The sequence below is a fragment of the Mycobacterium sp. NPDC050441 genome, from assembly GCF_040655355.1.
Classification (GTDB): domain Bacteria; phylum Actinomycetota; class Actinomycetes; order Mycobacteriales; family Mycobacteriaceae; genus Mycobacterium.
The window spans coordinates 167,953-190,413 of sequence record NZ_JBFAJS010000009.1 but is presented as its reverse complement, the minus strand read 5'-3'; the positions used below and the strand labels follow the sequence as shown (position 1 = coordinate 190,413).

The 22,461-nt window shown below is 67.5% G+C and carries 22 protein-coding genes and 3 tRNA genes; 10 read left to right on the top strand and 15 right to left on the bottom strand.

The genetic code is table 11. The features are described 5' to 3' along the window. Window positions 1–5: 5 nt before the first annotated feature. Window positions 6–1,253 carry a sigma-70 family RNA polymerase sigma factor gene (locus AB0I14_RS25790; RefSeq protein ID WP_358027758.1) on the top strand — a complete coding sequence of 416 codons (1,248 nt, stop codon included), beginning with the start codon at window positions 6–8 and terminating at the stop codon, window positions 1,251–1,253. A gap of 84 nt (window positions 1,254–1,337) precedes the next feature. Here the strand turns inward: AB0I14_RS25790 and rplA are convergent, their stop codons facing one another. The 13 genes from rplA to AB0I14_RS25725 form a co-directional block, all read right to left on the bottom strand. After that, entirely contained in the window at window positions 1,338–2,045 is a 708-nt protein-coding gene (gene rplA, locus AB0I14_RS25785) for a 50S ribosomal protein L1 (RefSeq protein ID WP_358027755.1), read from the bottom strand. 103 nt (window positions 2,046–2,148) lie between these two features. Continuing rightward, complete coding sequence (rplK, locus tag AB0I14_RS25780; protein WP_166902518.1) at window positions 2,149–2,577, bottom strand: 50S ribosomal protein L11; 429 nt, start codon at window positions 2,575–2,577, stop codon at window positions 2,149–2,151. Window positions 2,578–2,646: 69 nt separating this feature from the next. Then, window positions 2,647–3,519: a transcription termination/antitermination protein NusG gene (nusG, locus tag AB0I14_RS25775; RefSeq protein WP_358027752.1), complete on the bottom strand. Its 873-nt coding sequence runs from the start codon at window positions 3,517–3,519 to the stop codon at window positions 2,647–2,649. A gap of 27 nt (window positions 3,520–3,546) precedes the next feature. Beyond that, complete coding sequence (gene secE / locus AB0I14_RS25770) at window positions 3,547–4,014, bottom strand: preprotein translocase subunit SecE (protein ID WP_358027749.1); 468 nt, start codon at window positions 4,012–4,014, stop codon at window positions 3,547–3,549. Window positions 4,015–4,084: 70 nt separating this feature from the next. Continuing rightward, window positions 4,085–4,157 (bottom strand) — tRNA-Trp (locus tag AB0I14_RS25765). 176 nt (window positions 4,158–4,333) lie between these two features. After that, window positions 4,334–4,843: a (3R)-hydroxyacyl-ACP dehydratase subunit HadC gene (hadC, locus tag AB0I14_RS25760; protein WP_358027745.1), complete on the bottom strand. Its 510-nt coding sequence runs from the start codon at window positions 4,841–4,843 to the stop codon at window positions 4,334–4,336. A 14-nt stretch (window positions 4,844–4,857) separates the two neighbouring features. Then, window positions 4,858–5,286 (bottom strand): (3R)-hydroxyacyl-ACP dehydratase subunit HadB, encoded by a 429-nt coding sequence (hadB, locus tag AB0I14_RS25755; RefSeq protein WP_358027743.1) that lies wholly within the window; start codon window positions 5,284–5,286, stop codon window positions 4,858–4,860. Next, window positions 5,286–5,750 carry a (3R)-hydroxyacyl-ACP dehydratase subunit HadA gene (gene hadA, locus AB0I14_RS25750; protein ID WP_358027740.1) on the bottom strand — a complete coding sequence of 155 codons (465 nt, stop codon included), beginning with the start codon at window positions 5,748–5,750 and terminating at the stop codon, window positions 5,286–5,288. The genes hadB and hadA overlap by 1 nt, the downstream gene beginning before the upstream one ends. Before the next feature lie 10 nt (window positions 5,751–5,760). After that, window positions 5,761–5,928: a 50S ribosomal protein L33 gene (gene rpmG / locus AB0I14_RS25745; protein WP_003881823.1), complete on the bottom strand. Its 168-nt coding sequence runs from the start codon at window positions 5,926–5,928 to the stop codon at window positions 5,761–5,763. A 47-nt stretch (window positions 5,929–5,975) separates the two neighbouring features. Further along, window positions 5,976–6,049, bottom strand: a tRNA-Met gene (locus tag AB0I14_RS25740). A 39-nt stretch (window positions 6,050–6,088) separates the two neighbouring features. Continuing rightward, window positions 6,089–6,161 (bottom strand) — tRNA-Thr (locus tag AB0I14_RS25735). A 107-nt stretch (window positions 6,162–6,268) separates the two neighbouring features. Beyond that, a complete protein-coding gene (locus AB0I14_RS25730) occupies window positions 6,269–7,504 on the bottom strand; it encodes a globin domain-containing protein (RefSeq protein ID WP_358027734.1) in 1,236 nt (411 codons plus the stop codon). Next, window positions 7,501–7,965, bottom strand: coding sequence for an Rrf2 family transcriptional regulator (locus AB0I14_RS25725; RefSeq protein WP_358027731.1), 465 nt, complete (start codon window positions 7,963–7,965; stop codon window positions 7,501–7,503). Before AB0I14_RS25725 ends, AB0I14_RS25730 begins: the two co-directional genes overlap by 4 nt. 134 nt (window positions 7,966–8,099) lie before the next feature. On the opposite strand from AB0I14_RS25725, the gene AB0I14_RS25720 reads away from it, so the two are divergent. The 4 genes from AB0I14_RS25720 to AB0I14_RS25705 all read left to right on the top strand — a co-directional run bounded on the left by AB0I14_RS25720 (window position 8,100) and on the right by AB0I14_RS25705 (window position 11,714). Then, entirely contained in the window at window positions 8,100–8,825 is a 726-nt protein-coding gene (locus AB0I14_RS25720; RefSeq protein WP_358027728.1) for an MBL fold metallo-hydrolase, read from the top strand. Window positions 8,826–9,065: 240 nt separating this feature from the next. Then, a complete protein-coding gene (locus AB0I14_RS25715; RefSeq protein WP_358027906.1) occupies window positions 9,066–10,055 on the top strand; it encodes a DUF2235 domain-containing protein in 990 nt (329 codons plus the stop codon). A 73-nt stretch (window positions 10,056–10,128) separates the two neighbouring features. Next, window positions 10,129–10,980 carry a hypothetical protein gene (locus AB0I14_RS25710; protein WP_358027725.1) on the top strand — a complete coding sequence of 284 codons (852 nt, stop codon included), beginning with the start codon at window positions 10,129–10,131 and terminating at the stop codon, window positions 10,978–10,980. Window positions 10,981–11,003: 23 nt separating this feature from the next. Beyond that, the gene (locus AB0I14_RS25705) at window positions 11,004–11,714 is read left to right on the top strand and encodes a crotonase/enoyl-CoA hydratase family protein (protein WP_358027723.1); all 711 of its coding nucleotides are present in this window, start codon (window positions 11,004–11,006) and stop codon (window positions 11,712–11,714) included. Between the two features lie 27 nt (window positions 11,715–11,741). On the opposite strand, the gene AB0I14_RS25700 is transcribed toward AB0I14_RS25705, so the two are convergent. Beyond that, window positions 11,742–12,059 carry a contact-dependent growth inhibition system immunity protein gene (locus AB0I14_RS25700; RefSeq protein ID WP_358027720.1) on the bottom strand — a complete coding sequence of 106 codons (318 nt, stop codon included), beginning with the start codon at window positions 12,057–12,059 and terminating at the stop codon, window positions 11,742–11,744. A 262-nt stretch (window positions 12,060–12,321) separates the two neighbouring features. Between AB0I14_RS25700 and AB0I14_RS25695 the strand changes: the two genes are divergently transcribed. From AB0I14_RS25695 to recD, 5 genes are read left to right on the top strand one after another with little or no spacing between them, the layout of a single operon-like run. Further along, complete coding sequence (locus AB0I14_RS25695) at window positions 12,322–12,798, top strand: MarR family transcriptional regulator (protein WP_358027717.1); 477 nt, start codon at window positions 12,322–12,324, stop codon at window positions 12,796–12,798. Further along, complete coding sequence (locus tag AB0I14_RS25690) at window positions 12,795–14,045, top strand: MFS transporter (RefSeq protein ID WP_358027714.1); 1,251 nt, start codon at window positions 12,795–12,797, stop codon at window positions 14,043–14,045. The genes AB0I14_RS25695 and AB0I14_RS25690 overlap by 4 nt, the downstream gene beginning before the upstream one ends. Before the next feature lie 24 nt (window positions 14,046–14,069). Continuing rightward, window positions 14,070–17,267 (top strand): exodeoxyribonuclease V subunit gamma, encoded by a 3,198-nt coding sequence (gene recC, locus AB0I14_RS25685; protein ID WP_358027711.1) that lies wholly within the window; start codon window positions 14,070–14,072, stop codon window positions 17,265–17,267. Next, entirely contained in the window at window positions 17,264–20,518 is a 3,255-nt protein-coding gene (gene recB, locus AB0I14_RS25680; protein ID WP_358027708.1) for an exodeoxyribonuclease V subunit beta, read from the top strand. Before recC ends, recB begins: the two co-directional genes overlap by 4 nt. Further along, window positions 20,518–22,167: an exodeoxyribonuclease V subunit alpha gene (gene recD / locus AB0I14_RS25675; RefSeq protein WP_358027705.1), complete on the top strand. Its 1,650-nt coding sequence runs from the start codon at window positions 20,518–20,520 to the stop codon at window positions 22,165–22,167. The genes recB and recD overlap by 1 nt, the downstream gene beginning before the upstream one ends. On the opposite strand, the gene AB0I14_RS25670 is transcribed toward recD, so the two are convergent. Next, window positions 22,164–22,313: a hypothetical protein gene (locus AB0I14_RS25670; RefSeq protein ID WP_358027702.1), complete on the bottom strand. Its 150-nt coding sequence runs from the start codon at window positions 22,311–22,313 to the stop codon at window positions 22,164–22,166. The two genes, recD and AB0I14_RS25670, sit on opposite strands and share 4 nt — an antisense overlap. Window positions 22,314–22,461: the final 148 nt, after the last annotated feature.

Here is a 22,461-nt window from a genome sequence, read left to right as displayed (position 1 = left end):
CCTCGGTGACCCAGTTGGACGGCGTCTTTCGGCGCGAGTGGGGCCCGGTGGTGGCCACCATCGCCCGCTGGTCGGGTGATCTCACCGTGGCCGAGGACGCCGTCCAGGAGGCCTGCGCACAGGCGCTGCAGGTATGGCCGTCCGGCGGCGTGCCCGCCAGTCCCGGTGCGTGGTTGACAACGGTGGCACGCAATCGGGCGCTGGACCGCCTGCGGCGTGAATCTGCCCGTCCCGGAAAGGAACTCGCAGCTGTGTACGAGCACGTCAGCGCGTCCGGCGGCGGGGATGCCGAGCTGCAGCCGGTCCGCGACGACGAGCTGCGGATGATGTTCACCTGCGCGCACCCCGCGCTGGACCGCAGCTCGCAGCTGGCCCTGACGCTGCGGCTGATCTCCGGCCTGACGGTCACCGAGATCGCCCGTGCCCTGCTGCAGTCCGAGGCCGCGGTGGGTCAACGAATCACCAGGGCCAAGAACAAGATTCGTCAGGCCAACATCCCGTTGCGGGTGCCGCCGCGGGAGCTTCTGGCTGAGCGCACGCCTCACGTACTCGGCTGCATCTATTCGGTGTTCACCGAGGGCTACTGGTCGACGGGCGGACCTTCGGCCATCCGCGACGAGCTGTGCGATGAGGGTGTCCGGCTCGCGGGTGAGCTGTGCTCGTTGATGCCCGGCAACCGTGACGCGCACGCGCTCGCGGCGCTTGTGCTGCTACATGATTCGCGCCGACGGACCCGGGTGGACGAGAGCGGCGCGTTGATACCGCTGGACGAGCAGGACCGTCGCCACTGGGATCGCGGCCGTATCGCCCGCGGTCTGGAACAGTTGCGATTGGCCGACGGTGCCCCCGGCACATATCTGCCGCAAGCGGTGATCGCGGCGCTGCATGCGACGGCGCCCACCTGGCAGCACACCGACTGGGGCACCATCTGTCTGGCCTACGACCAGTTGACGACGATGACGGACTCACCTGTTGTACGCGCCAATCGTGCACTCGCCGTTGGCTTTCGGGACGGATTCCCGGCCGGGCTGGCCGCCCTCGACGAAGTGGCCGACGATCCGCGGCTGGCCCGGACGAATGCGGTGGCGCCGATCCGGGCGGACCTTCTGCGCCGGGCCGGCCGGCTGAGCGAGGCCCAGCGCTGGTACCGCATCGCGCTCGACGGCGAAGGCGGTGGGTCTGAGCCGGCGCGGGCCTTCCTGCGCCGACGTCTCGCCGAATGCGCCCCAGAAACGCCGAATGGCCAGCTATGACACGCGATTCAGAGAATCTTGTGCCATAACTGGCCATTGGAACGAGAAAATTACTCCGCAGTGCCGATGGTCGGCTCCGCTTCGCTACTCCTCGGTGAAGTTCCGGGTCACCGACGGGTCAACCGGGATACCCGGGCCCGTGGTGGTGGAGACGGTCACCTTCTTGAGGTAACGACCCTTCGAGGACGACGGCTTGGCACGCAGCACCTCGTCGAGGGCGGCGCCGTAGTTCTCGGCCAGCTTGGCCTCGTCGAAGGACGCCTTGCCGATCACGAAGTGCAGGTTGGCCTGCTTGTCGACGCGGAAGTTGATCTTGCCGCCCTTGATGTCGGCCACAGCCTTGGTGACATCGGGGGTGACGGTGCCGGTCTTGGGGTTCGGCATCAGACCGCGCGGGCCCAGCACGCGGGCGATCCGACCGACCTTGGCCATCTGATCCGGGGTGGCGATCGCGGCGTCGAAGTCCAGGAAACCGCCCTGGATCTTCTCGATCAGGTCATCGCTGCCGACGATATCGGCGCCGGCAGCCAGTGCCTGCTCTGCCTTCTCGCCGACGGCGAACACGGCGACGCGGGCGGTCTTACCGGTGCCGTGCGGCAGGTTGACGGTGCCGCGCACCATCTGGTCAGCCTTGCGGGGGTCGACGCCGAGGCGGATGGCGACCTCGACGGTGGCGTCCTGCTTCTTGGAGGAGGTCTCCTTGGCCAGCTTCGCGGCTTCAAGCGGCGAGTAGAGCTTGTCCCGGTCGATCTTCTCCGCGGCTTCGCGGTATGCCTTGCTGTTCTTGCTCATTGAATCTCCAATTCAGAGTCTGTGGTTGGCGGGCCGAAGCTGGCCCTCCCACAAATTGCAGTAGTCGGATACTCGACTTGTGCTGTCGGCTCGATCCGCTTCGCTACTCGACCGTGATACCCATGGAGCGGGCGGTACCGGCGATGATCTTCGACGCAGCGTCGATGTCGTTGGCGTTGAGATCGGCCTTCTTGGTCTCAGCGATCTCGCGCACCTGGTCCCAGGTCACCTTGGCGACCTTGGTCTTGTGCGGCTCGCCCGAACCCTTGGGCACACCGGCGGCCTTGAGCAGCAACCTGGCGGCGGGCGGGGTCTTCAGTGCGAAAGTGAAGCTGCGGTCCTCGTAGACGGTGATCTCCACGGGGATGACGTTTCCGCGCTGCGACTCGGTCGCGGCGTTGTACGCCTTGCAGAACTCCATGATGTTGACGCCGTGCTGGCCAAGTGCAGGACCGACCGGCGGGGCGGGGTTGGCCTGCCCGGCCTGGATCTGCAGCTTGATGAGCCCGGCGACCTTTTTCTTCGGGGCCATGCTTCTGGTGTTCCTTTACTTGCTCATCCAAGGGCGTGAAACGCCCGTTGTTTCTAGCCGCTGTGGCGACTAAATCTTGGAGACCTGGTTGAAGGTCAGTTCGACCGGTGTTTCGCGGCCGAAGATGGAGACCAGCACCTTGAGCTTCTGTTGCTCGGCGTTGACCTCGCTGATGGAGGCGGGCAGCGTCGCGAACGGGCCGTCCATGACGGTGACGGACTCGCCGACCTCGAAATCGACCAGGATCTCCGGCCGTTCCAGGGTTGCCTCGGTGCTGGCACCCGCCGCGGCACCGCCTGCGCCGGCCTTGGCGGGCTTCTTCGCCGCGCCCTGCGGAAGCAGGAACTTCACCACGTCGTTCAGCGACAGCGGGGACGGACGCGAAGTGGCGCCGACGAAGCCGGTGACGCCGGGGGTGTTGCGCACCGCGCCCCACGACTCGTCGTTGAGCTCCATGCGCACCAGGATGTAGCCCGGCAGCACCTTGCGGTTGACCTGCTTGCGCTGGCCGTTCTTGATCTCGGTGACCTCTTCGGTGGGCACCTCGACCTGGAAGATGTAGTCGCCGACGTCCAGGTTCTGCACGCGGGTTTCGAGGTTGGCTTTCACCTTGTTCTCGTAACCGGCGTAGGAGTGGATGACATACCAGTCGCCGGGCTTGAGTCGCAGCTCTTTCTTGAGCGCGACTGCCGGGTCCTCGTCTTCGTCGACCTCAGGCGCTTCGTCGGCAGCAGGTGCCTCTTCGGAAGCTTCGGCCGGGGCCGGCTCGGTCTCATTAACCGACTCGGTCTCGTCGACCGTGGCGATCTCGTCGACCGTGGCGGTCTCGTCGGCCTCAGGGCCGTCGGACGGCTCGTCGTTCTGCGACTCGACGGCGTCGACGGCCCGTTCGTCCGCAGTCGGATCGTCGGCAACGGTCTCATCGCCGTCGAACGTGGTCACGTTGTCAGTCCTCTCTCAAATTCCAGATCAGGTGCCGAACACCAGCGACACCAGTCGCGCCAGGCCGAGGTCGGCGCCGGAGATCAGCGCGACCATGAACACCAGGAAGACCAGCACCACCGTGGTGTAGCTGACCATCTGCTTGCGGTTCGGCCAGATCACCTTGCGGAGCTCGGCAACGACCTGCTGCAGGTAGTTGACGACGAACATGATCGGGTTACGCGACGGCCCGGTCTTCTTGGCCTTCGCGTTCTTCTTGGGCTTCTTCGACTTACCGGAGTCGGCCTTGGCATCATCGCTCGACGCGTCGCCCTCGGCGGCATCGTCACTGTCGGCCTCGTCAGCCACGCCACGACGGGTCCGCTTGCCGGTCGGGCGCAGCGGCCGGGTCACCACCGCGGTCTGACCGTGGGAGGTGTCCGTTGCCCCGGTGTCGGTGCCGGCGTCGGTTCCAGTGTCGTCTGCGGAGCCGGCACCTTCGCGCTCGTCGCTCACCGCATGCCTTTCATCCTGGTTTGTGTGTTCACTTTCCAGTGTCCACACGTTGTCGAATATTCAGTTTGAGCAGGGGCGACAGGACTTGAACCTGCAACCTGCGGTTTTGGAGACCGCTGCTCTGCCAGTTGAGCTACGCCCCTCTGTCGGTGGCTTACTGGCGCTTCCGCCACCGTACTGCGTCGAGGCTTACACAATTCGCGCGCTCCCCGATCGCTCATGGTCAAGCCGACGGACAGCGCGCTGAAATGGGAAAAACCCCGGGTTCCGAGTGTACCCGGCGTGGGCGCGAGAAACTAATCGCGCCCGCTGATGACGACTACTCCCCGGCGGCCTTCCGGACGACCTTGCCGGTTTCCGGATCCCACTTGACCTGGATGGAATCGTCGGCGTCGTGGCCCATCATCGTGGTGATGGCTTCCAGGACCACCGCACCGTCGTCGTCGGTGCAGATGTTGTGGGTGACGACGATGTCGGCGCCGAAGCGCTCCTCGACCGAGGTGACCTGCATGATGGCGTGCAGCTGATCGCCCGCCTTGAGCGGCTTGCGGTACAGGAACTTCTGGTCCACCTGGACGATCTGCTTGGTTTCCATGCCGACGTCGACGTTCTGGAAGAAGTGCTCCTGCACCAGCAGTGCCAGGGTGGAGGCGAAGGTGAGCGGAGCGACGAGCGCATCGTGGCCGAGTTCGGCGGCGGCAGCCTCATCGTGGCTGGCCGGGTCCATGGCCTTGACGGCTCTGGCGTACTGACGGATCTGCTCGCGGCCGATCAGGAAAGGGTACGGATACTTCCAGACCATTCCTCGGATGTCAGCCTTGAGTGCCATGGCCCAGAACTCCTTTACGCCAGTTTTGCGGTCGCTGTGGCCCGCCCGAAGATCTTCTTTCCGCCCGCGGTGGCCGAGATGGCGACGGTGACAAGTTTCTGCTCGGCGTCGACGGACTTGACGCGTCCGTTGAAGACGATCTCGGCGCCCACCCCGTCGTTGGGGACCGGCACCACCGCGGTGAAGCGGACGTTGTACTCGGTGACGGCAGCCGGGTCACCGACCCATCCGGTGACGTAGCCGCCGCCGAGGCCCATGGTCAGCATGCCGTGGGCGATCGCGGTGTCGAGGCCGACCTGCTTGGCAATCTCGTCGTCCCAGTGGATCGGGTTGAGGTCACCGGACACGCCGGCGTAGTTGACCAGATCTCCACGGGTCAGCGGGATCACCCGCTCCGGAAGCGTGTCACCGACCTTCACCGAACTGAACTCGCGCAGCGCCATCAGTTAAAACCCTCTTCTCCGTCGCCCGCACGACCGGCCAGGGTCGTGTAGGCCTCCTGGACCACCTCACCTTTGTCGTCGGTGATGATGTTCTTGGTCACGATGATGTCGGTGCCGTGCGCCTTGCGCACGGAATGCACGTACACGTCGCAGTAAAGCTTGTCACCGGCTCTGACCGGCTTGAGGAACTTCAGCTCCTGGTCGACCTGGACGATCTGAGCGTCCTGGATACCGATGTTGGCCCACTCGAAGAACGCCCACTGCGCCTGGTAACCGAAGATGCAAATGAACGTCAGCGGCGCCGGCAGCGAGTCGTGACCGAGCTCAGCCGCGGCAGCCTCGTCAGTGAAGAACGCATCGTCGTTCTTTACCGCGATCGCATGCTCGCGAATCTTCTCGCGTCCGACCTCGTAATGCTCGGGATGCCGGTAGTGCATCCCGACGATGTTTGACGATAGAGCCACGAGCGTTTGGCTATCGCGACTCTTTGTGCGGCTGGTGGGTGCCGCAGTTGGGGCAGAACTTCTTGATCTCGAGCCGGTCGGGATCGTTGCGGCGGTTCTTCTTGGTGATGTAGTTGCGGTGCTTGCACACCTCGCACGCCAAAGTGATCTTCGGCCGTACGTCGGTACTCGACGCCACGTCAGTTCTCCCTGCTTAAAATCACGCTCTGCTGTTGATTGTTCCTGTAGCGGTGGGGGGACTCGATCCCCCGACCTCACGATTATGAGTCGTGCGCTCTAACCAGCTGAGCTACACCGCCCCGATGATGCGAGTCGGCGCACCGCCTGCTCGTCCACCGAGCCCCCTAACGGAATCGAACCGTTGACCTTTTCCTTACCATGGAAACGCTCTACCGACTGAGCTAAGGGGGCTTGTGCGCGTCCGTAGCCGCGCAGCCTTAAAGAGGGTACAGCTTTCCCGGCAGCCAAACCAAACCGCAGGTCAACGCGGCCGCCGGGGAGCTGTTTTGCCTGGTCGGCTAGTCCAGGAGCCAATCGTTGGGTGCGAAGAGCTCGCAGTGCACCCGCTCGTGGGCGATTCCGCGGTCACTCAGCTGGGTGCGGACCGCCTCGACGAATCCGGCCCCACCGCACAGGTAGTACGCGGCGTCCGCGGGCAGTTCGATCCCGTCGAGCTTGAGCAGCCCGGCGTGCACGCCGGCCGCCCCTCCGGTGACGCCGTCCTCGTACCAGAGGTCGAGGCTCGCGTTGGGCAGCGCGTCGATCAGCTCGTGCTGGCGCTCCCGCAGCGGCTGGCCGCCGTCGCTGCGGTCGGCATGCAGGACCCGTAGGTGTGTGTCGGGCGCCTCGGCGGCCAGGAATTCCAGGATGCCGACCATCGGGGTGATCCCGATGCCCGCCGACACCAGCACCAGGGGGCCGTCGGGCCGACCGCCGGTGTACAGGTCACCGAACGGCAGCGTGACGTCCAGCAGGTCGCCGATGCAGAGGTTGGCCCGGATCCAGGACGAGACCTCGCCGGCGGGCTGGTCCGCGACGGCGTCGACGGGCTTGACCGCAAACGTCAGGTCGGTGGAACCGGGTGCGCCGACGAGACTGTACTGACGTAGCTGGCGGGCACCGTCGGGCAGTGTCACGCCGACCGAGACGTATTGTCCGGCGGCGAAGTTGACGGGCTCGGTGGCGCGCACGGTGACCAGGACTGCACCGGACGGGTCGTCGACGCGGGAGACGACGCGCAGCCGCCGGAAGACGTCACCGGGTTCCACACCGGCACCGGCGTAGAGGTCACGCTCCAGCGCGATCAGGGTGTCGGCCATGATCCAGTAGACCCGGTCCCAGGCCTCGGCGACCTCGGGTGTCACGGTGTCGGCACCCAGGACCTGGACGATCGCGGCGAACAGGTTGTCGTGCACGATCGGGTACTGGTCGGCGGTAATGCCCAGCGAGGCGTGCTTGTGACCGATGCGCGCGAGCAGCGCCGACGGGTGCGGCAGGTCGGGGTTGACCAGGTGGGTGGCGAACGTGGCGATCGACGCCGCCAGCGCGCGCTGCTGGGCTCCCTGGGCCTGGTTGCCACGGTTGAACAGGTTGCGCAGCAGCTCGGGGTGGTTGGCAAACAGCCGACGGTAGAACTCCGAGGTGATTTCGTCGATGTGCGCGCCGATGAGGGGCAGTGTCGCGGAGACGATTTCGGCGTGCTGCGGCTCCAGTTCGTCGCGTACCGCTGACGGCTCGGGGCTGGTGACGGTCATCGGGGATTCCTTTCGGGGTGGGTTACTGCCGGGGTGAGCTGTAGAACGATCGGTAGGCGGGTGTCCGCCGTCAGGTCGGTGACGGTGTAGCGGTCGAGCTCGCGATAGAACGCCTCCTTCGCGTCGGCCAGCACCCGGCGTAGCCGGCAGGCTGCGATCAGCGGGCAGGGGGAATCCCCGCCGCATTCGATGACCTCGCGGTCCCCTTCGAGTTCGCGCACCAGCCAGCCGATCGAGGCGGTGCGTCCGGCCTCGGTGAGCACCAGTCCCCCGACCCGGCCGCGCCGGGCGTGCACCATGCCGAGCTCGGACAGCTTGGAGACGGCTTTGGCGACGTGATGCTCGGACGCGTTGGCGCCTGAGGCGATGGTGCGGGTGGTGACGCGCCGGTCCTCGGACTCTCCCGAGGACAGCAGCATCAGCGTGCGCAGTCCTAGGTCGGTGAACCGGGTGAGGTGCATACCGCTGACGCTAGTAATTCCGCATTTTTGATGCGAGTTTTATCGGTGTGCGTTCAAACACGTCATGACGTGCGGTTTTTGGACCTGCGGGGATGCGCGGAGAGGGCGATGCGGAGCACCAATACGCTGAACACATGTCCGAGCCCAACGCCCAAGACCGCTTGTACTTCCGGCAGTTGTTGTCGGGCCGCGACTACGCGGCCGGCGACCCGATCGCCCAGCAGATGCGCAACTTCTCCTATCTGATCGGCGACCGCGAGACCGGCGACGCCGTGGTGGTCGACCCGGCGTACGCGGCCAACGACCTCGTCGACGTGCTCGAGGCCGACGACATGCACCTCTCCGGCGTGCTGGTCACCCATCACCACCCCGACCACGTCGGCGGCACGATGGCGGGCTTTTCCCTGAAGGGTCTCGCCGAACTGCTGGAGCGCCAGAGCGTGCCGGTCCACGTCAACACCCACGAGGCCGAGTGGGTCTCCCAGGTCACCGGGATCGCGCCGAGTGAGTTGACCTCGCACGTCCACGGCGACAAGGTCGCGGTCGGCGCGCTGGAGATCGAGCTACTGCACACCCCCGGCCACACCCCGGGAAGTCAGTGCTTCCTGCTGGAGGGCCGACTGGTCGCCGGTGACACGTTGTTCCTCGATGGTTGCGGGCGCACCGACTTTCCCGGCGGCAATGTCGATGACATGTTCCGCAGCCTGCAGGCGCTGGCCCAGCTGCCCGGAGACCCGACCGTCTTCCCCGGCCACTGGTACTCGGAGGAACCGAGCGCCCCGCTCGACGAAGTCAAACGCAGCAACTACGTGTATCGGGCGTCAAACCTTGAGCAATGGCACATGTTGATGGGCGGTTGATGAATCGTTCCAGTTCCACGAAGTGCGGAATCCGCTGAAATCATGATCAATCAACGGGGCAATTGCACCCTCTAATGGTCCAGCTGCCACGGATTTCGTTGCCTAAGCGGTTGCAAGGGGAACTACGTACCGTTTTGCGCGATTCGAGTAGTGCAATACTCAGGACACCAGCCCACAGACCCGGCAAAGTATTGGTCAGCATCAGTTGAGCAGTAGTTGACAGTCCCGCCGGGGGTCGCCGTGAAGAACATCGTGCTGTGCTTCGACCACACAGATGAACGTCCTGGACTCCGTGACGCGTCGAATACCGAGATGCTGTTCCGGTTGCTGGAGGGCACCGATCAGTTGACCTGGTATCACAGCGGCGCAGCCACGCAGCCCGGTAGACGCATCGCGCCGGGCCGCCGCGGCGACTCGGCCGGCGAAGCCAGGGCGGCCATCGCCGAGGCGTACCGCTTCCTCGGCGATGCGTGGGATCCCGGGGATCGCATCTTCGTGTTCGGCGGCGGCGAGGGCGGGCACCGCGCCGGTGAACTGGCCACGCTGCTCGGCACGGTCGGCTTGTTGCCGGCTCATTCCGATGACGTACTGGACTACGCGCTTGCCACCTATGTGCTGCCGCGCACGGCGCGCACGCCCCAGGACTGGCGACAGATCAGGGTGTTGGCGGCGCAGTTGTTCGGTGACCGCGATCCGGCCGTGCCGGTGCGGTTCGTCGGGCTGTGGAATGCGACGGCCACTCCGGGCACCAAGCACCACATGGGACCACTGCCGACGGTGGAGTCCGGCCGGCACGCGGTGGCGGTCGACGGCGGTCGCCGGACGATGCGGTACCGCGAGAGCCTCGATGAAGTCTGGTTCCGCGGAACCCGCGGCGATGTCATCGGCGGCACCGGCGCGTGCTGGCCGCTGGCCGACATCGCTCTGGACTGGATGCTGGACGGGGCTATTTCCTCGGGGCTGCGAGTTCACGATCACAGTGCCTGCCCCACCGATCTCGACGCCCTGGCCGGGACCGCACCGGCGATCGGGCGGTGCCGGGCGCCGCTGGACGCCAAGGTGCACGCCAGTGTCGAGGTGTACCTGCGTTCGCACCCGCACTATTGGCGGCGACTGCCCGCGCGTATCGAATGGACCGACATCGAGTGGCTGGCGCGCGGTGAGCGGCTGGTCCACACACCCGTCACCGTTCCGGTGCAGCGCGACATCCTCACTGCCGTCGCCTCGTGAGGGAGCCGGTTTTGGCCGAAGTTTGCTGAGCCGGACCACTGCCCATCCCGAAGGTCCGTGATATACCCACTTGGTGGGGATCATCGATTCAGTCACGGAGCGGGGGCGTGAGTTGGCTAGTTTCGAACCGGGTGCATGGACTGCGCTCGCGGCATGGGTGGCGATTGCCGTCATCGTCATCGCCTTGATCTATGCGTGGCGGCAGTATCTGAAGGCCAGGGACCGGCGCGCCGAGCTGACCCAGCCGAACGTGTCGATGTTCATGGAGCCGAGCAGTGCCGATTGGCACCTGGTGGAGCTGGTCGTCCGCAATTACGGTCAGCGGCCGGCGTACGGGTTGCGGTTCGAGTTCGCGAATCCACCCACTGTCGGCAAGTACGAGAGCTCGTATGACGACAACTTCGTCGACATCGTGCCGTTGAACCTGCCCGCCGAGATCCCGTATCTGGCGCCGTCGCAGGAGTGGCGCATCGTGTGGGATTCGGCGCTGGACCGCAAGCAGCTCGGTGAGGCGATCGCGTCGCGTTTCGACGGGGCGGTCACCTATTACGACGAGCCGGGCTCACCCGGCAAGCCCAGTGGCCGCAAGCTGCGCAACACCGCGGTGCTGGATTGGGCGACGCTGCCGCCGGTGGACCGGATGGAACTGCTGACCACCCACGACCAGGCCCGCCGGGAGAAGCAGAAGCTGGAGTTGTTGCGCGGTGTGCTGACCTATTTCCAATACGCGGCCAAGGAGACCGACGAGCAGAAGCTGCGCTCGGAAATCAACCGCATCAACGCGCTGGGCGCCGAGATGCGGTCCCGCTGGCGCGACCGCTACGAGGCCGGCGATGACGATGACGACGACGATTACGACGACGACGATCCCGAGACGGATCTGATCAAGCCGACGACAACCTCCGGCAGGCGTCATCGGGCCTGAGCCCACTCGCTAGCATCAGTGCGATGAGCAGCCTGGTGAGCTACGAGCTCAACGATGCCGTGGCCACGATCACGATGGACGACGGCAAGGTCAACGCACTGTCGCCTGCGATGCAGGCCGAGATCAACGCGGCGCTGGATCAGGCGGCCGCGGGCGCGGCCGCCGGCGAGGTGAAGGCCGTGGTGCTGGCCGGTAATTCCAAGGTGTTCAGCGGCGGATTCGACCTGAGCGTGTTCTCGTCCGGCGACGTGGCCGCAACCCTGGGCATGCTCGCCGGCGGTTTCGAACTGTCGGTGCGGTGCCTGAGCTTCCCGGTGCCGGTGATCATGGCGGCGACCGGGCATGCCATCGCGATGGGATCGTTCCTGCTGTTGTCCGGTGATCATCGGGTCGGCGCGGTGACGTCGCGGTGCCAGGCCAACGAGGTGAAGATCGGGATGACGCTGCCGATCTCGGCCATCGAGATCATGCGGATGCGCCTGACCCGGGCTGCTTTTCAGCGCGGGATCGCCATGGCGGCGGTGTTCACCGGTGACGCGGCGATCGCGGGCGGCTGGCTCGATGAGGTCGTCGCGGCGGACGCGGTGCTGTCACGCGCCCAGGAGGTGGCCGCTGAGGCCGCCGCGACCTTGAACACCGGCGCGCACGTGGCGAGCAAGCTCAAGGCCCGCGCCGAGGCCCTGACCGCGATTCGCGCTGGAATCGACGGTCTGGCAAAGGAATTCGCGGGCTAGGCGCTCCCGCGCGTCGCACCTGCCACTTCAGTCGCCGAGGCCTGCGGCCCGCTGGCGTAACCGGTCCGCGACCTGGCCCAACCACTCCGAGTAGGTCAGCGGAGGCTCGGGCACGTAGTCGACACCGACCGTGCGCACGAGAAACTGCTCCAGGTCCCGTCCCTGCCGGGCTTGGCGCAGGTCGTCAATCTCCTCGGCCAGCCTCAGCAGAGGCCTGGCGACGGGGTCATCGTTGACATAGGTGTCGACGATCCCTGGCCAGTCATCGGCCTCCAGATCCCAGTCCTGGTGGAAGTATGCGCCGAAGAATTGGGACAGATCCGTTGAGATCGAACCGTCGTTCATTGCGGATCCTCACCTTCCTGCACCCAAAATCGGTTGCCCCACAGCCTTACTCACGCCAACGCCGGACCAGCCCCTCTGACATCCAATGATCGTATGGGCCCGCTACCGCCGCGGTTGGCAGCAAACGCGCCCAGCGACGGGGCGGTCCGCTCGCGTTCGTAACGCCATGGCGGCCAAACGCCCGATTCTTCGCCCTGGCGTTACGAACGTGGAGAGGCGGATCCGTCCCTCACCCCGCACCGCCTCCGCCGCCAATATATTTATGTGCTATGCACATATAGTGCCTCGCTACAACCAACTCGACGAGCTTCTGGTGCGCATCCACATCGTCCGGCAGCGCCCGGGTTGGCGGCGCCGGCTGATCGACGCGTCGGGCAGCGTCCCGTCACTGTCGACGCTGCGGGTGCTGCGCGCCGTCGAGCAGCGGGAGAAGGCCGGGCAGAGCGCCTCGGTCGGCGAGGTGGCCGAGTACATGGCCGTCGAGCACTCCACCGCCAGCCGCACCGTCGCCAATGTCGTCGCCGCCGGCCTGCTCACCAAAACCCTTGCCGCCGAGGATCAGCGGCGGTGCGTACTCGCCCTCACCGATGAAGGCCGCAAGGCCCTGGCCGATGTCACCGAACGGCGCCGCGAGATGGTCGCCGAGACCGTGGCCGAATGGTCCGAGCCCGACGTCGACAAACTCGTCGACCTGTTGGAGCAGCTGGTCGCCGATTTCGAGCGGGGTATCGGCTCGTGACAGCCCAGACCACTGCCCGCCCGCAGCCGCGCGGCGCCCTTCGGTTGATGTTCGACCCGGTCTTCGGCGCCCTGTTCTGGGGCAAGATGTTCTCCGTTGTCGCGGTGTGGACGCACGGCATCGTCGCCGCCATCGTGATCTTCGACGCCACCGGTTCGGCGGTGATGGTGGGCATGGTCGGCGTCGCACAGTTCCTGCCCCAGCTCATCCTGAGCCCGACCAGTGGCAAGTGGGCCGACATCGGCGACCCGGCCCGTCAGATCCTGTGGGGCCGGGTGTTGTGCATCATCGGCTCGGGCTCGACCGCACTCTGGCTGACCCTGGACCCCGACCTGCAGGGCACCGCGGCGGCGGTACCCGTACTCGTCGGCTCCACCCTGGTCGGCTTCGGATTCGTCATCGGCGGCCCGGCCATGCAGTCGGTCGTTCCGAGCCTGATCCGCGACGGCGAACTTGCGACGGCCATGGCGCTCAACAGCATTCCGATGACCATCGGCCGCATCCTGGGTCCGGCCATCGGCGCCTTCCTGGCCGCGCGCCTCGGTGCGGCGCCCGGCTTCGCGATCAGCGCGGGCCTGCACATGGTGTTCGCGATCTTCCTGCTCCTGGTCACCTTCCCGGCCCGGCCGGAACGCAGCCCGCACGGGGACTACCGCGTGCGCGCGGCACTGGCGTACGTGTGGCGGGACCGCCCGCTGCTGCTTGCCCTGTTGGCCGTGACGACGGTCGGGTTCGCCTCCGATCCGTCGATTACGCTCACCCCGTCGATGGCCGAGGACCTAGGTGGCGGCGCCCACCTGGTGGGTGCGCTGTCGGCGGCGTTCGGCATCGGCGCGGCGGTCGGCATGGTGGTGCTGGCGTCGATGCGTGGACGGCTGGCGGCCGCCCGGGTTTCGGCAATCGGGCTGTGGCTGCTCGTGGCCGGCTGTGGGCTGCTCGCCCTCGGTACCGTCACCGCCTTGGCGCTGGCCGGTTTCGCGGTCGCGGGGCTGGGCTTCGGTTGGGCGATGACCGGCCTGAGCACCGTCGTTCAGGAGCGGGCACCCGAAGAACTGCGGGGCCGCATCATGGCGCTGTGGCTGGTCGGCTTCCTCGGGTCGCGCCCGTTCGCCGCGGCGTTGTTGGGCGGCGCGGCCGACATGTTCAGCGTGCGGGTGGCGTTCGTCATCGCCGGCACGCTGACCCTCGCGGTCGCGCTCGCCGCCCGACCCGCCGCGCTGTCGGGACCAAACGCAGCAACACTCTGACCGGGTCTCCTATCGTGTCTTTCGATGGCACTGCACCTGCACCGGGCCGAGCGCACCGATCTGCTCGCCGACGGGCTGGCAGATCTGCTGTCGCAACCTCTGGCCGACCCGTTCGCCCAGGAGTTGGTGCTCGTGCCGGCCAAGGGTGTGGAGCGCTGGCTGAGTCAGCGGCTGTCGAACCGGCTGGGGGTGTGCGCGGCGGTCGAGTTCCGCAATCCGCGTTCGCTGATCGCCGAGCTGACCGGGACGGCCGATGAGGACCCGTGGTCGGCCGATGCGCTGGCCTGGCCGCTGCTGGCGGTCATCGACGACAACCTGGATCAGCCGTGGGGTGCGCCGGTGGCCACCCACCTCGGTCACTTCGAGATCGGTGACGAGCATGAGCTGCGCCAGGGCCGGCGCTATGCGGTGGCCCGACGGTTGGCCGGGCTGTTCGCCTCGTATGCGCGGCAGCGCCCGCAACTGCTGGTCGATTGGGCGGAGCTGCCCGACGATCTGTCCTGGCAGGCACCGCTGTGGCGGGCACTGCTCGAGCGGATCGACGCCGAGCCCCCGCACCTTCGGCATGCGAAAACCCTTGCCCGGCTGACCGAGTCGCCGAGCGACCTCCCTGAACGGCTGTCGCTGTTCGGGCACACCCGGTTACCGGTCACCGAGATCGAGTTGCTCACGGCGCTGGCGACCCATCACGATCTGCACCTGTGGCTGCCGCACCCCAGCGATGACCTGTGGCAGTCGCTGGCCGCGCACTCCGGCGCGCTCCCCCGCCGCGAGGACAACAGCCACCGCGATGTGCGCCACCCGCTGCTGGCGACCCTCGGCCGCGATCTGCGAGAATTGCAGCGCGGGCTGCCGATCCCGGACACCGACGAATATCTCAGCGGTACAGGCTATCCCGATACCGTGTTGGGCTGGCTGCAGTCCGATATCGCGGCCAACGCGGTTCGCCCGGCCGGGCGGGTGCCGCGGCGGGAGGACGGTTCGGTGCAGGTGCACAGCTGTCACGGCCCGGCCCGTCAGATCGAGGTGCTGCGCGAGGTGCTGCTCGGCCTGCTCGCCGACGACCCGACGCTGGAGCCACGCGACATCCTGGTGATGTGCCCGGACATCGAGACCTATGCACCGTTGATCACGGCGGGATTCGGGCTGGGCGATGTGGTGCACGGCGCGCATCCGGCGCACAAGCTGCGGGTGCGGTTGGCCGATCGCGCTCTGGTGCAGACGAATCCGCTGCTGTCGGTGGCGGCGTCGGTGCTGACCCTGGCCGGTGGGCGGGCCACCGCGAGCGAGGTGCTAAACCTGGCCGAGTCTGATCCGGTACGGGCCCGGTTCGGGTTCACCGACGACGATCTGGAGGCCATCACCGCCTGGGTGCGTGAGGCCAATATCCGGTGGGGTTTCGATCAGGAGCACCGTAGCCCGTACGGCGTCCAATTCCTGCACAACACCTGGCGTTTCGGTATCGACCGGGTGCTGGCCGGGGTGGCGATGTCCGATGACTCGCACGCCTGGCTGGGCACCACGTTGCCCCTCGACGACGTGAGTAGCAACCGGGTCGAACTGGCCGGCCGGTTCGCCGACTTCGTGGAGAAACTCAGCCACACTGTCCGTCAGCTCAGCGGCGTCCGCCCCCTCGACGAGTGGTTGTCGGCGCTCGGCACCGGGATCGAGGCGTTGGCGTTCTCCGATGAGGAGTGGCCCGCAGCCCAGGTGCAGCGCGAGTTCGCCGAGATCGGCGAGGCCGCGGGCGCGGCGGCAACGCCGCTGCGGCTCAGTGATGTTCGCGCGCTGCTGGATCGGCATCTGGCGGGGCGGCCGACGCGGGCCAACTTCCGCACCGGGACCCTGACGGTGTGCACCATGGTGCCGATGCGCTCGGTTCCGCACCGGGTGGTGTGCCTGGTCGGGCTGGACGACGGCGTGTTTCCGCGGCTGGGTGCCGTCGACGGCGACGACGTGCTGGCCCGTGATCCGCGTACGGGTGAGCGCGACATCCGCTCAGAGGACCGGCAGCTGCTGCTCGACGCGATCGGTGCCGCCACGCAGACGCTGGTGGTCACCTACACCGGGGCCAACGAATACTCCGGTCAGGCCCGCCCGCCGGCGGTGCCGCTGGCCGAGCTGCTCGACACGCTCAGGATCACCGCCGAACAGCCGGTGGATGTTCTCACCACACACCCGTTGCAGCCCTTCGACATTCGCAACGTCACCCCCGGGGCACTGCTCCCCGACGGACCGTTCACGTTCGATCCCACGGTGCTGACCGCGGCGCAGGCCAGCGCCGGGCAGCGGGCCGACCGGCCACCGTTTTTCGCCCATCAACTTCCGTCGCCGCCCGTCGGCGACGTCGCGTTGGAGGATCTCGTCACGTTCTTCAGGGATCCGGTGAAGGGCTTCTTCCGGGCGCTGGACTACACGCTGCCCTGGGACGTGGACGGGGTGTCGGATGTGATGCCGGTCGATATCGATGCGCTGGAGGAATGGACTGTCGGCGATCGCATGCTCGGCGACATCATGCGGGGCATGACCCCGGCCGATGCCCAGCAGGCCGAGTGGCGGCGCGGCACCCTGCCGCCGGGCCAGTTGGGCTGGCGGCGTGCGATCGTCCTGCGCGATCAGTGCGCGCTGCTGGCCGCCGAGGCGCTGCGGTACCGGGAAGCGGACCCGCAGGCCTATGACGTCGACATCGACCTGGGTACCGGGCGCCGGCTCACCGGCACGGTCTCGCCGGTATTCGGCGACCGGCTGGTGTCGGTGACCTACTCCAAGCTCGACGGCAAGCACCTGCTGCAGTCCTGGATTCCGTTGTTGGCGTTGGCCGCCGGGCATCCCGACCGTGACTGGTCGGCCGTGTGTATCGGGCGGCCCCGGCGCGGCGACACCCCGCGTATCGAAGGCTTGGGCCGTCCGGACGACCCGGTCGGGCTGCTGGCCGATCTGGTGGCCATCTATGACGCGGGCCGGCGGGAGCCGTTGCCGCTGCCCGTCAAGACCTCCTATGCGTGGGCGGCGGCGCGCCACGCCGGTGACGACCCGGAGCGCGAGGCCTCCTTCCGGTGGCGCAGCAGCAGATTCCCCGGCGAGGATGAGGCGCCCGCGCATGTGCGGGCGTGGGGCCGCGGCGCGCCGTTGAGCCGGCTGGTCGGTCTCGGTGAGTATGCCGAGCGGCTGTGGCTGCCAGTCCTACAAGCCCAGGTGCAGGCCGAAAGGTCGGCCCGGTGAACGTATTCGATCTGATCGGCCCACTGCCGCAGACCAACAGCACCACGGTGTTGGAGGCCAGCGCGGGCACCGGCAAGACCTTCGCACTGGCCGGTCTGGTGACCCGCCTGGTGGCCGAGGGCGCGGCGACGCTGGATCAGATGCTGCTTATCACCTTCGGCCGGGCCGCCAGTCAGGAGTTACGGGAGCGCGTGCGCGCCCAGATCGTCGGCGCCCTGGCCGCGCTGGAGGACCCGTCACGCGCCGACAACGATCTGTTGCAGTATCTGATCGCCGAAGACCGGCAGGCGCGCGGGCAGCGACTGCGCGACGCCCTGGCCGGGTTCGATGCGGCGACGATCGCCACCACGCATCAGTTCTGCCAGATCGTACTGAAATCCCTTGGCGTGGCCGGGGACAGCGATTCGGGTGTGACGCTCGTCGAGAGCCTTGACGAGTTGGTCTGCGAGATCACCGACGATCTGTATCTCGCCCACTTCGGTGCGCAGCGAGATACCCCGGAGCTGGGGTATGCCGAGGCGCTGAGGCTGGCCCGCGTGGTGGTGGCCAATCCGGCGACCGAACTGCGCCCGCTGGACCCCGAACCGGAGTCGCCGGCGGGGATTCGGGTGGCGTTCGCCCGGGCGGTGCTGGCGGAGTTGGAGATTCGCAAGCGGCGGCGCGGCGTGCTGGGTTACGACGATCTGCTGACCCGGCTGGCCGGCGCCTTGGCCACCGAGAATTCCGCGGCGCGGGTGCGGATGGCGCAGCGCTGGCCGATCGTGATGGTCGACGAGTTCCAGGACACCGACCCGGTGCAGTGGCAGGTGATCGAGCGGGCGTTCTCCGGACGGTCCACCCTGATCCTGATCGGTGATCCCAAGCAGGCGATCTACGCGTTCCGCGGCGGCGACATCGATACATACCTCCGGGCCGCGGAGACCGCTGGGGACAAGCAGACCCTGGGCACCAACTGGCGCAGTGACAGTGCCCTGGTCGACCGGCTGCAGGCGGTGCTGCGCGGCGCCGAACTCGGCGGACCCGACATCGTCGTGCACGACGTGCAGGCACACCATCAGGGGCATCGGCTGGCCGGGGCACCGCACAACGATCCGTTCCGGCTGCGGGTGGTGACGCGGAATCGCACCGGCACCAGGGTGATTCCGATCGCCGATCTGCGCCACCACATCGGCAGGGACCTGGCCGCCGACATCGGGGCCTTGTTGGCCGGCGGTGCCACCTACGCCGGCCAGAAGCTGGAGGCCGGCGACATCGCGGTGATCGTCGAGACCCACAAGGACGCCCGGGCGTGCCACACGGCACTGCTCGACGCCGGTATCCCCGCGGTCTACACCGGGGATTCCGACGTGTTCAATTCCGAGGCAGCCGAGGACTGGCTGTATCTGCTGGAGGCCTTCGACCAGCCGCACCGTCCCGGACTGGTGCGCGCCGCGGCGGCCACGATGTTCTTCGGAGAAACCGCGGAAACCCTTGCCGCGGGCGGTGATGCGTTGACCGACCGGGTCGCCGACACGCTGCGCACCTGGGCCGGCCATGCCCGCGAGCGTGGCGTGGCGGCGATCTTCGAGGCCGCGCAGCTGGCCGGCATGGGCAAGCGGGTGCTGTCCTGGCAGGGCGGCGAGCGGTTGATGACCGACTTGTCCCACATGACCCAGCTGCTCGGCGACACCGCACACCGGGAAGGTTTCGGGCTGGCCGCGCTGCGGGACTGGCTGCGTACCCAGCGCTCCGAGGGTGGCGGCACGTCCGAGCGCAACCGGCGCCTGGACAGCGATGCCGCCGCGGTGCAGATCATGACGGTGTGGGTGAGCAAGGGGCTGCAGTTCCCGATCGTCTATCTGCCGTTCGCGTTCAATCGGTATGTGCCGGAACCGGATCTGGTGTTGTTCCACGACGAGGGGGTGCGCTGCCTGCAGATCGGCGGCCCCGATCCGGCGGTGACCCGGGCGGGCCGCGCCGAGGCCGCCGCCGACGACAGCCGCCTGACCTACGTGGCGATGACGCGGGCCCAGTCGCAGGTGGTGGCGTGGTGGGCGCCGTCGAATGACGAGCCGAACGGCGGCCTGTCGCGCCTGCTGCGCGGGCGCGCCCCCGGGCAGGATGCGGTGCCCGATCGCTGCGCACCGGCCAGGATCTCCGACGAGGATGCGCTGGCCCGGCTGCGGGCCTGGGAAGCCGCGGGCGGTCCGGTGCTGGAGGAGTCGGTGATCGGCGCGGTCATGCCGGTGCCGGCCCACGCGATACCGGATGACCTGGCGGCACGGCATTTTCATCGCTCCATCGACACCGCATGGCGCCGTACGTCCTATTCGGGCCTGCTGCGCGCAGCCGAAGATGCCGGGAATTCCGGGGTGTCCAGTGAGCCTGAGGTCGCCGAGCTCGACGACGAGTCGACCGACATCACCGTCATCGCCCCCACCCAAGGCGCCGACATGCCCTCCCCGATGGCATCGCTGCCGGCCGGGGCCGCGTTCGGGTCGCTCGTGCACGCGGTGCTGGAGACCGCCGACCCCCTGGCTGCGGACCTGACGGCCGAACTGCAGGCCGAGGTGCGCCGCCACGCGGCCCACTGGCCCGTCGAAGTGGAGACGGACGAGTTGGCCGCCGCCCTGCTCCCCATGCACGACACCCCGCTGGGCCCGCTGGCGCCCGGCATGACGCTGCGCCAGATCGGGTTGACAGACCGGTTGTGCGAGTTGGACTTCGAGTTCCCGATGGCCGGTGGCGATCTGCGTGGCGGCTCGTTCGCGCGGTTGGCCGAGATCGGGGCCCTGCTCGACGAGCATCTGCCTGCCGACGATCCGATGGCCGTCTATGCCGAGCGGTTGTCGACCGGGCTGCTGGGCCGCCAGCCGCTGCGCGGATACCTGTCCGGTTCGGTGGATGCGGTGCTGCGGATCGGGCAACGCTTTGTGATCGTCGACTACAAGACCAACTGGCTGGGTACCGGCGACGCGCCGCTCACCGCGGCCGATTACGGGCGCCACCGCATGGCAGAGGCCATGCTGCACTCGGACTATCCGTTGCAGGCGTTGTTGTACAGCGTTGTGTTGCACCGGTTCCTGAGCTGGCGGCTGCCGGATTACGATCCGGGCACGCATCTGGGCGGGGTGATGTATCTGTTCGTGCGCGGGATGTGCGGGGCGCAGACGCCCGTGGTCGACGGACACCCGGCCGGGGTGTTCAGCTGGGAGCCGCCCGCCGCGTTGGTCATTGCGATGTCGGAGCTACTGGATCAGGGGGCCCGGTGATGTTGGACGCGTTCGCCGAGATCCTGGAACCCGCCGATGTGCAGGTAGCCCAACGGTTGAGCACGCTCGCCGAGGAGACCGATCCGCGGGTGGAACTTGCCGTGGCCCTGGCGGTGCGCGCGCTGCGTGGCGGCTCGGTGTGTGTGGATCTGCGCTCGGTGGCCGAGCAGGCCCAGCTACCCGAGCTGCCCTGGCCGCAGGCCGACGAGTGGCTGGCGGCCGTGGCGGCAAGCCCGCTGCTGGGCACTCCCCCGGTGCTGCGTTTGTTCGGGGATCTGCTGTACCTCGACCGGTATTGGTTGGAGGAGCAGCAGGTGTGCGACGACGTGCTGGCCCTGGTGGGTGCCCAGCCCGGCGGCGCGGTCCCCGATGTGGCGCGGCTGTTCCCACCGGGTTTCGAGGAGCAGCGGGCCGCGGCGAAGGTTGCGCTGTCGCAAGGGCTCACCGTGCTGACCGGCGGGCCGGGCACCGGTAAGACAACCACGGTGGCGCGGTTGTTGGCGCTGCTGGCCGAGCAGTCCGCACTGGCCGGCCGGCCATCGCTGCGGATCGCGCTGGCCGCTCCGACCGGCAAGGCCGCGGCCCGGCTGCAGGAGGCCGTGCAGCTCGAGGTGAACCGGCTCGATGCGGTGGACCGCGAACGGATCTCCGGGCTGCAGGCCACCACGCTGCATCGGCTGTTGGGGTCACGTCCGGACACGTCGTCACGGTTCCGTCATCACCGGGCCAATCGGTTGCCGCACGACGTCATCGTCGTCGACGAGACGTCGATGGTGTCGCTGACCATGATGGCCCGGTTGTTGGAGGCGGTCCGTCCGCAGACCCGGCTACTGCTGGTGGGCGATCCCGATCAGCTGGCCTCGGTGGAGGCCGGAGCGGTTTTGGCCGACCTGGTCGACGGGCTGGGGTCGCGTGGGGTGGCGGCGCTGCAAACCTCGCACCGGTTCGGTGAGTCGATCGGCGCGCTGGCGTCAGCAATCCGGACCGGCGACGCCTCGGGCGCGGTGGCGGTGTTGGCGGCCGGCGGTGAGCATGTCGAGTGGGTGTCCTCGGACGCCGGCGAGCGGCTGCGGGAAGTGCTTGTGCCGCATGCCCTTGCACTGCGGCAGGCCGCGATTCTCGGGGACGCCGGTGCCGCGCTGGACATTCTCGACGAGCACCGGTTGTTGTGCGCGCACCGGCACGGTCCGTTCGGTGTCGCGCAGTGGAACCGTCAGGTACAGCGGTGGCTGGCCGAGGCGACCGGCGAGCCCACGTGGGCGCAGTGGTACGTGGGGCGGCCAATCCTGGTGACGGCCAACGATTACGGGCTCAAGCTCTACAACGGCGATACCGGCGTCACCGTGGCCACCCCGGACGGGTTGCGTGCGGTGGTGGGCGGGTCGGGAACGTTCGCCACCGGCCGGCTCACCGAGGTGGAGACCATGCACGCCATGACAATCCACAAATCCCAGGGCAGCCAGGCCGACGAGGTGACCGTGCTGCTACCGCCGGAGGACTCCCGGTTGTTGACGAGGGAGTTGTTCTACACCGCGGTTACCCGGGCCAAGACCCGGGTTCGCGTCGTAGGTTCCGAAGCGGAAATCCGCGCGGCTATCGCCCGGCAGGCGGTCCGAGCGACCGGCCTGCGAAAGCGGCTGAAGCTCTAAACGGCACGTCCGGCGAAAAATGCGCCGGAAATGAGACCGATCACGAGTGCCAGGGTGGGAAGACCCATTGCCACTGCCACTACAACGCCGGCGATCGCACCGATGCCGAGCACCAGCAGAAGTGCCCCAACAAATGCTCCAAACATGGACCGCCCTTTCGTATGACAGCGATCACAATGTACATCGTCCGTGGGCTGAATCACATACAGACGGGGCACCAATTCGGTTAACGATTTCGCGGCAAAATGTATAGCTGAGCTTGGTATATGCCTTGTTCAGCGCACCCCAGCGAAC

What these genes read in the sequence shown, in the direction of transcription:
- rplA (WP_358027755.1), bottom strand. Translation starts at nt 2,045, where the DNA reads ATGAGCAAGAACAGCAAGGCATACCGCGAAGCCGCGGAGAAGATCGAC.
- AB0I14_RS25695 (WP_358027717.1), top strand. Translation starts at nt 12,322, where the DNA reads ATGTGCTATGCACATATAGTGCCTCGCTACAACCAACTCGACGAGCTT.
- AB0I14_RS25720 (WP_358027728.1), top strand. Translation starts at nt 8,100, where the DNA reads ATGTCCGAGCCCAACGCCCAAGACCGCTTGTACTTCCGGCAGTTGTTG.
- AB0I14_RS25670 (WP_358027702.1), bottom strand. Translation starts at nt 22,313, where the DNA reads ATGTTTGGAGCATTTGTTGGGGCACTTCTGCTGGTGCTCGGCATCGGT.
- rplK (WP_166902518.1), bottom strand. Translation starts at nt 2,577, where the DNA reads ATGGCCCCGAAGAAAAAGGTCGCCGGGCTCATCAAGCTGCAGATCCAG.
- AB0I14_RS25700 (WP_358027720.1), bottom strand. Translation starts at nt 12,059, where the DNA reads ATGAACGACGGTTCGATCTCAACGGATCTGTCCCAATTCTTCGGCGCA.
- AB0I14_RS25730 (WP_358027734.1), bottom strand. Translation starts at nt 7,504, where the DNA reads ATGACCGTCACCAGCCCCGAGCCGTCAGCGGTACGCGACGAACTGGAG.
- hadB (WP_358027743.1), bottom strand. Translation starts at nt 5,286, where the DNA reads ATGGCGCTGCGCGAGTTCAGTTCGGTGAAGGTCGGTGACACGCTTCCG.
- recC (WP_358027711.1), top strand. Translation starts at nt 14,070, where the DNA reads ATGGCACTGCACCTGCACCGGGCCGAGCGCACCGATCTGCTCGCCGAC.
- recD (WP_358027705.1), top strand. Translation starts at nt 20,518, where the DNA reads ATGTTGGACGCGTTCGCCGAGATCCTGGAACCCGCCGATGTGCAGGTA.
- hadC (WP_358027745.1), bottom strand. Translation starts at nt 4,843, where the DNA reads ATGGCACTCAAGGCTGACATCCGAGGAATGGTCTGGAAGTATCCGTAC.
- AB0I14_RS25725 (WP_358027731.1), bottom strand. Translation starts at nt 7,965, where the DNA reads ATGCACCTCACCCGGTTCACCGACCTAGGACTGCGCACGCTGATGCTG.
- AB0I14_RS25705 (WP_358027723.1), top strand. Translation starts at nt 11,004, where the DNA reads ATGAGCAGCCTGGTGAGCTACGAGCTCAACGATGCCGTGGCCACGATC.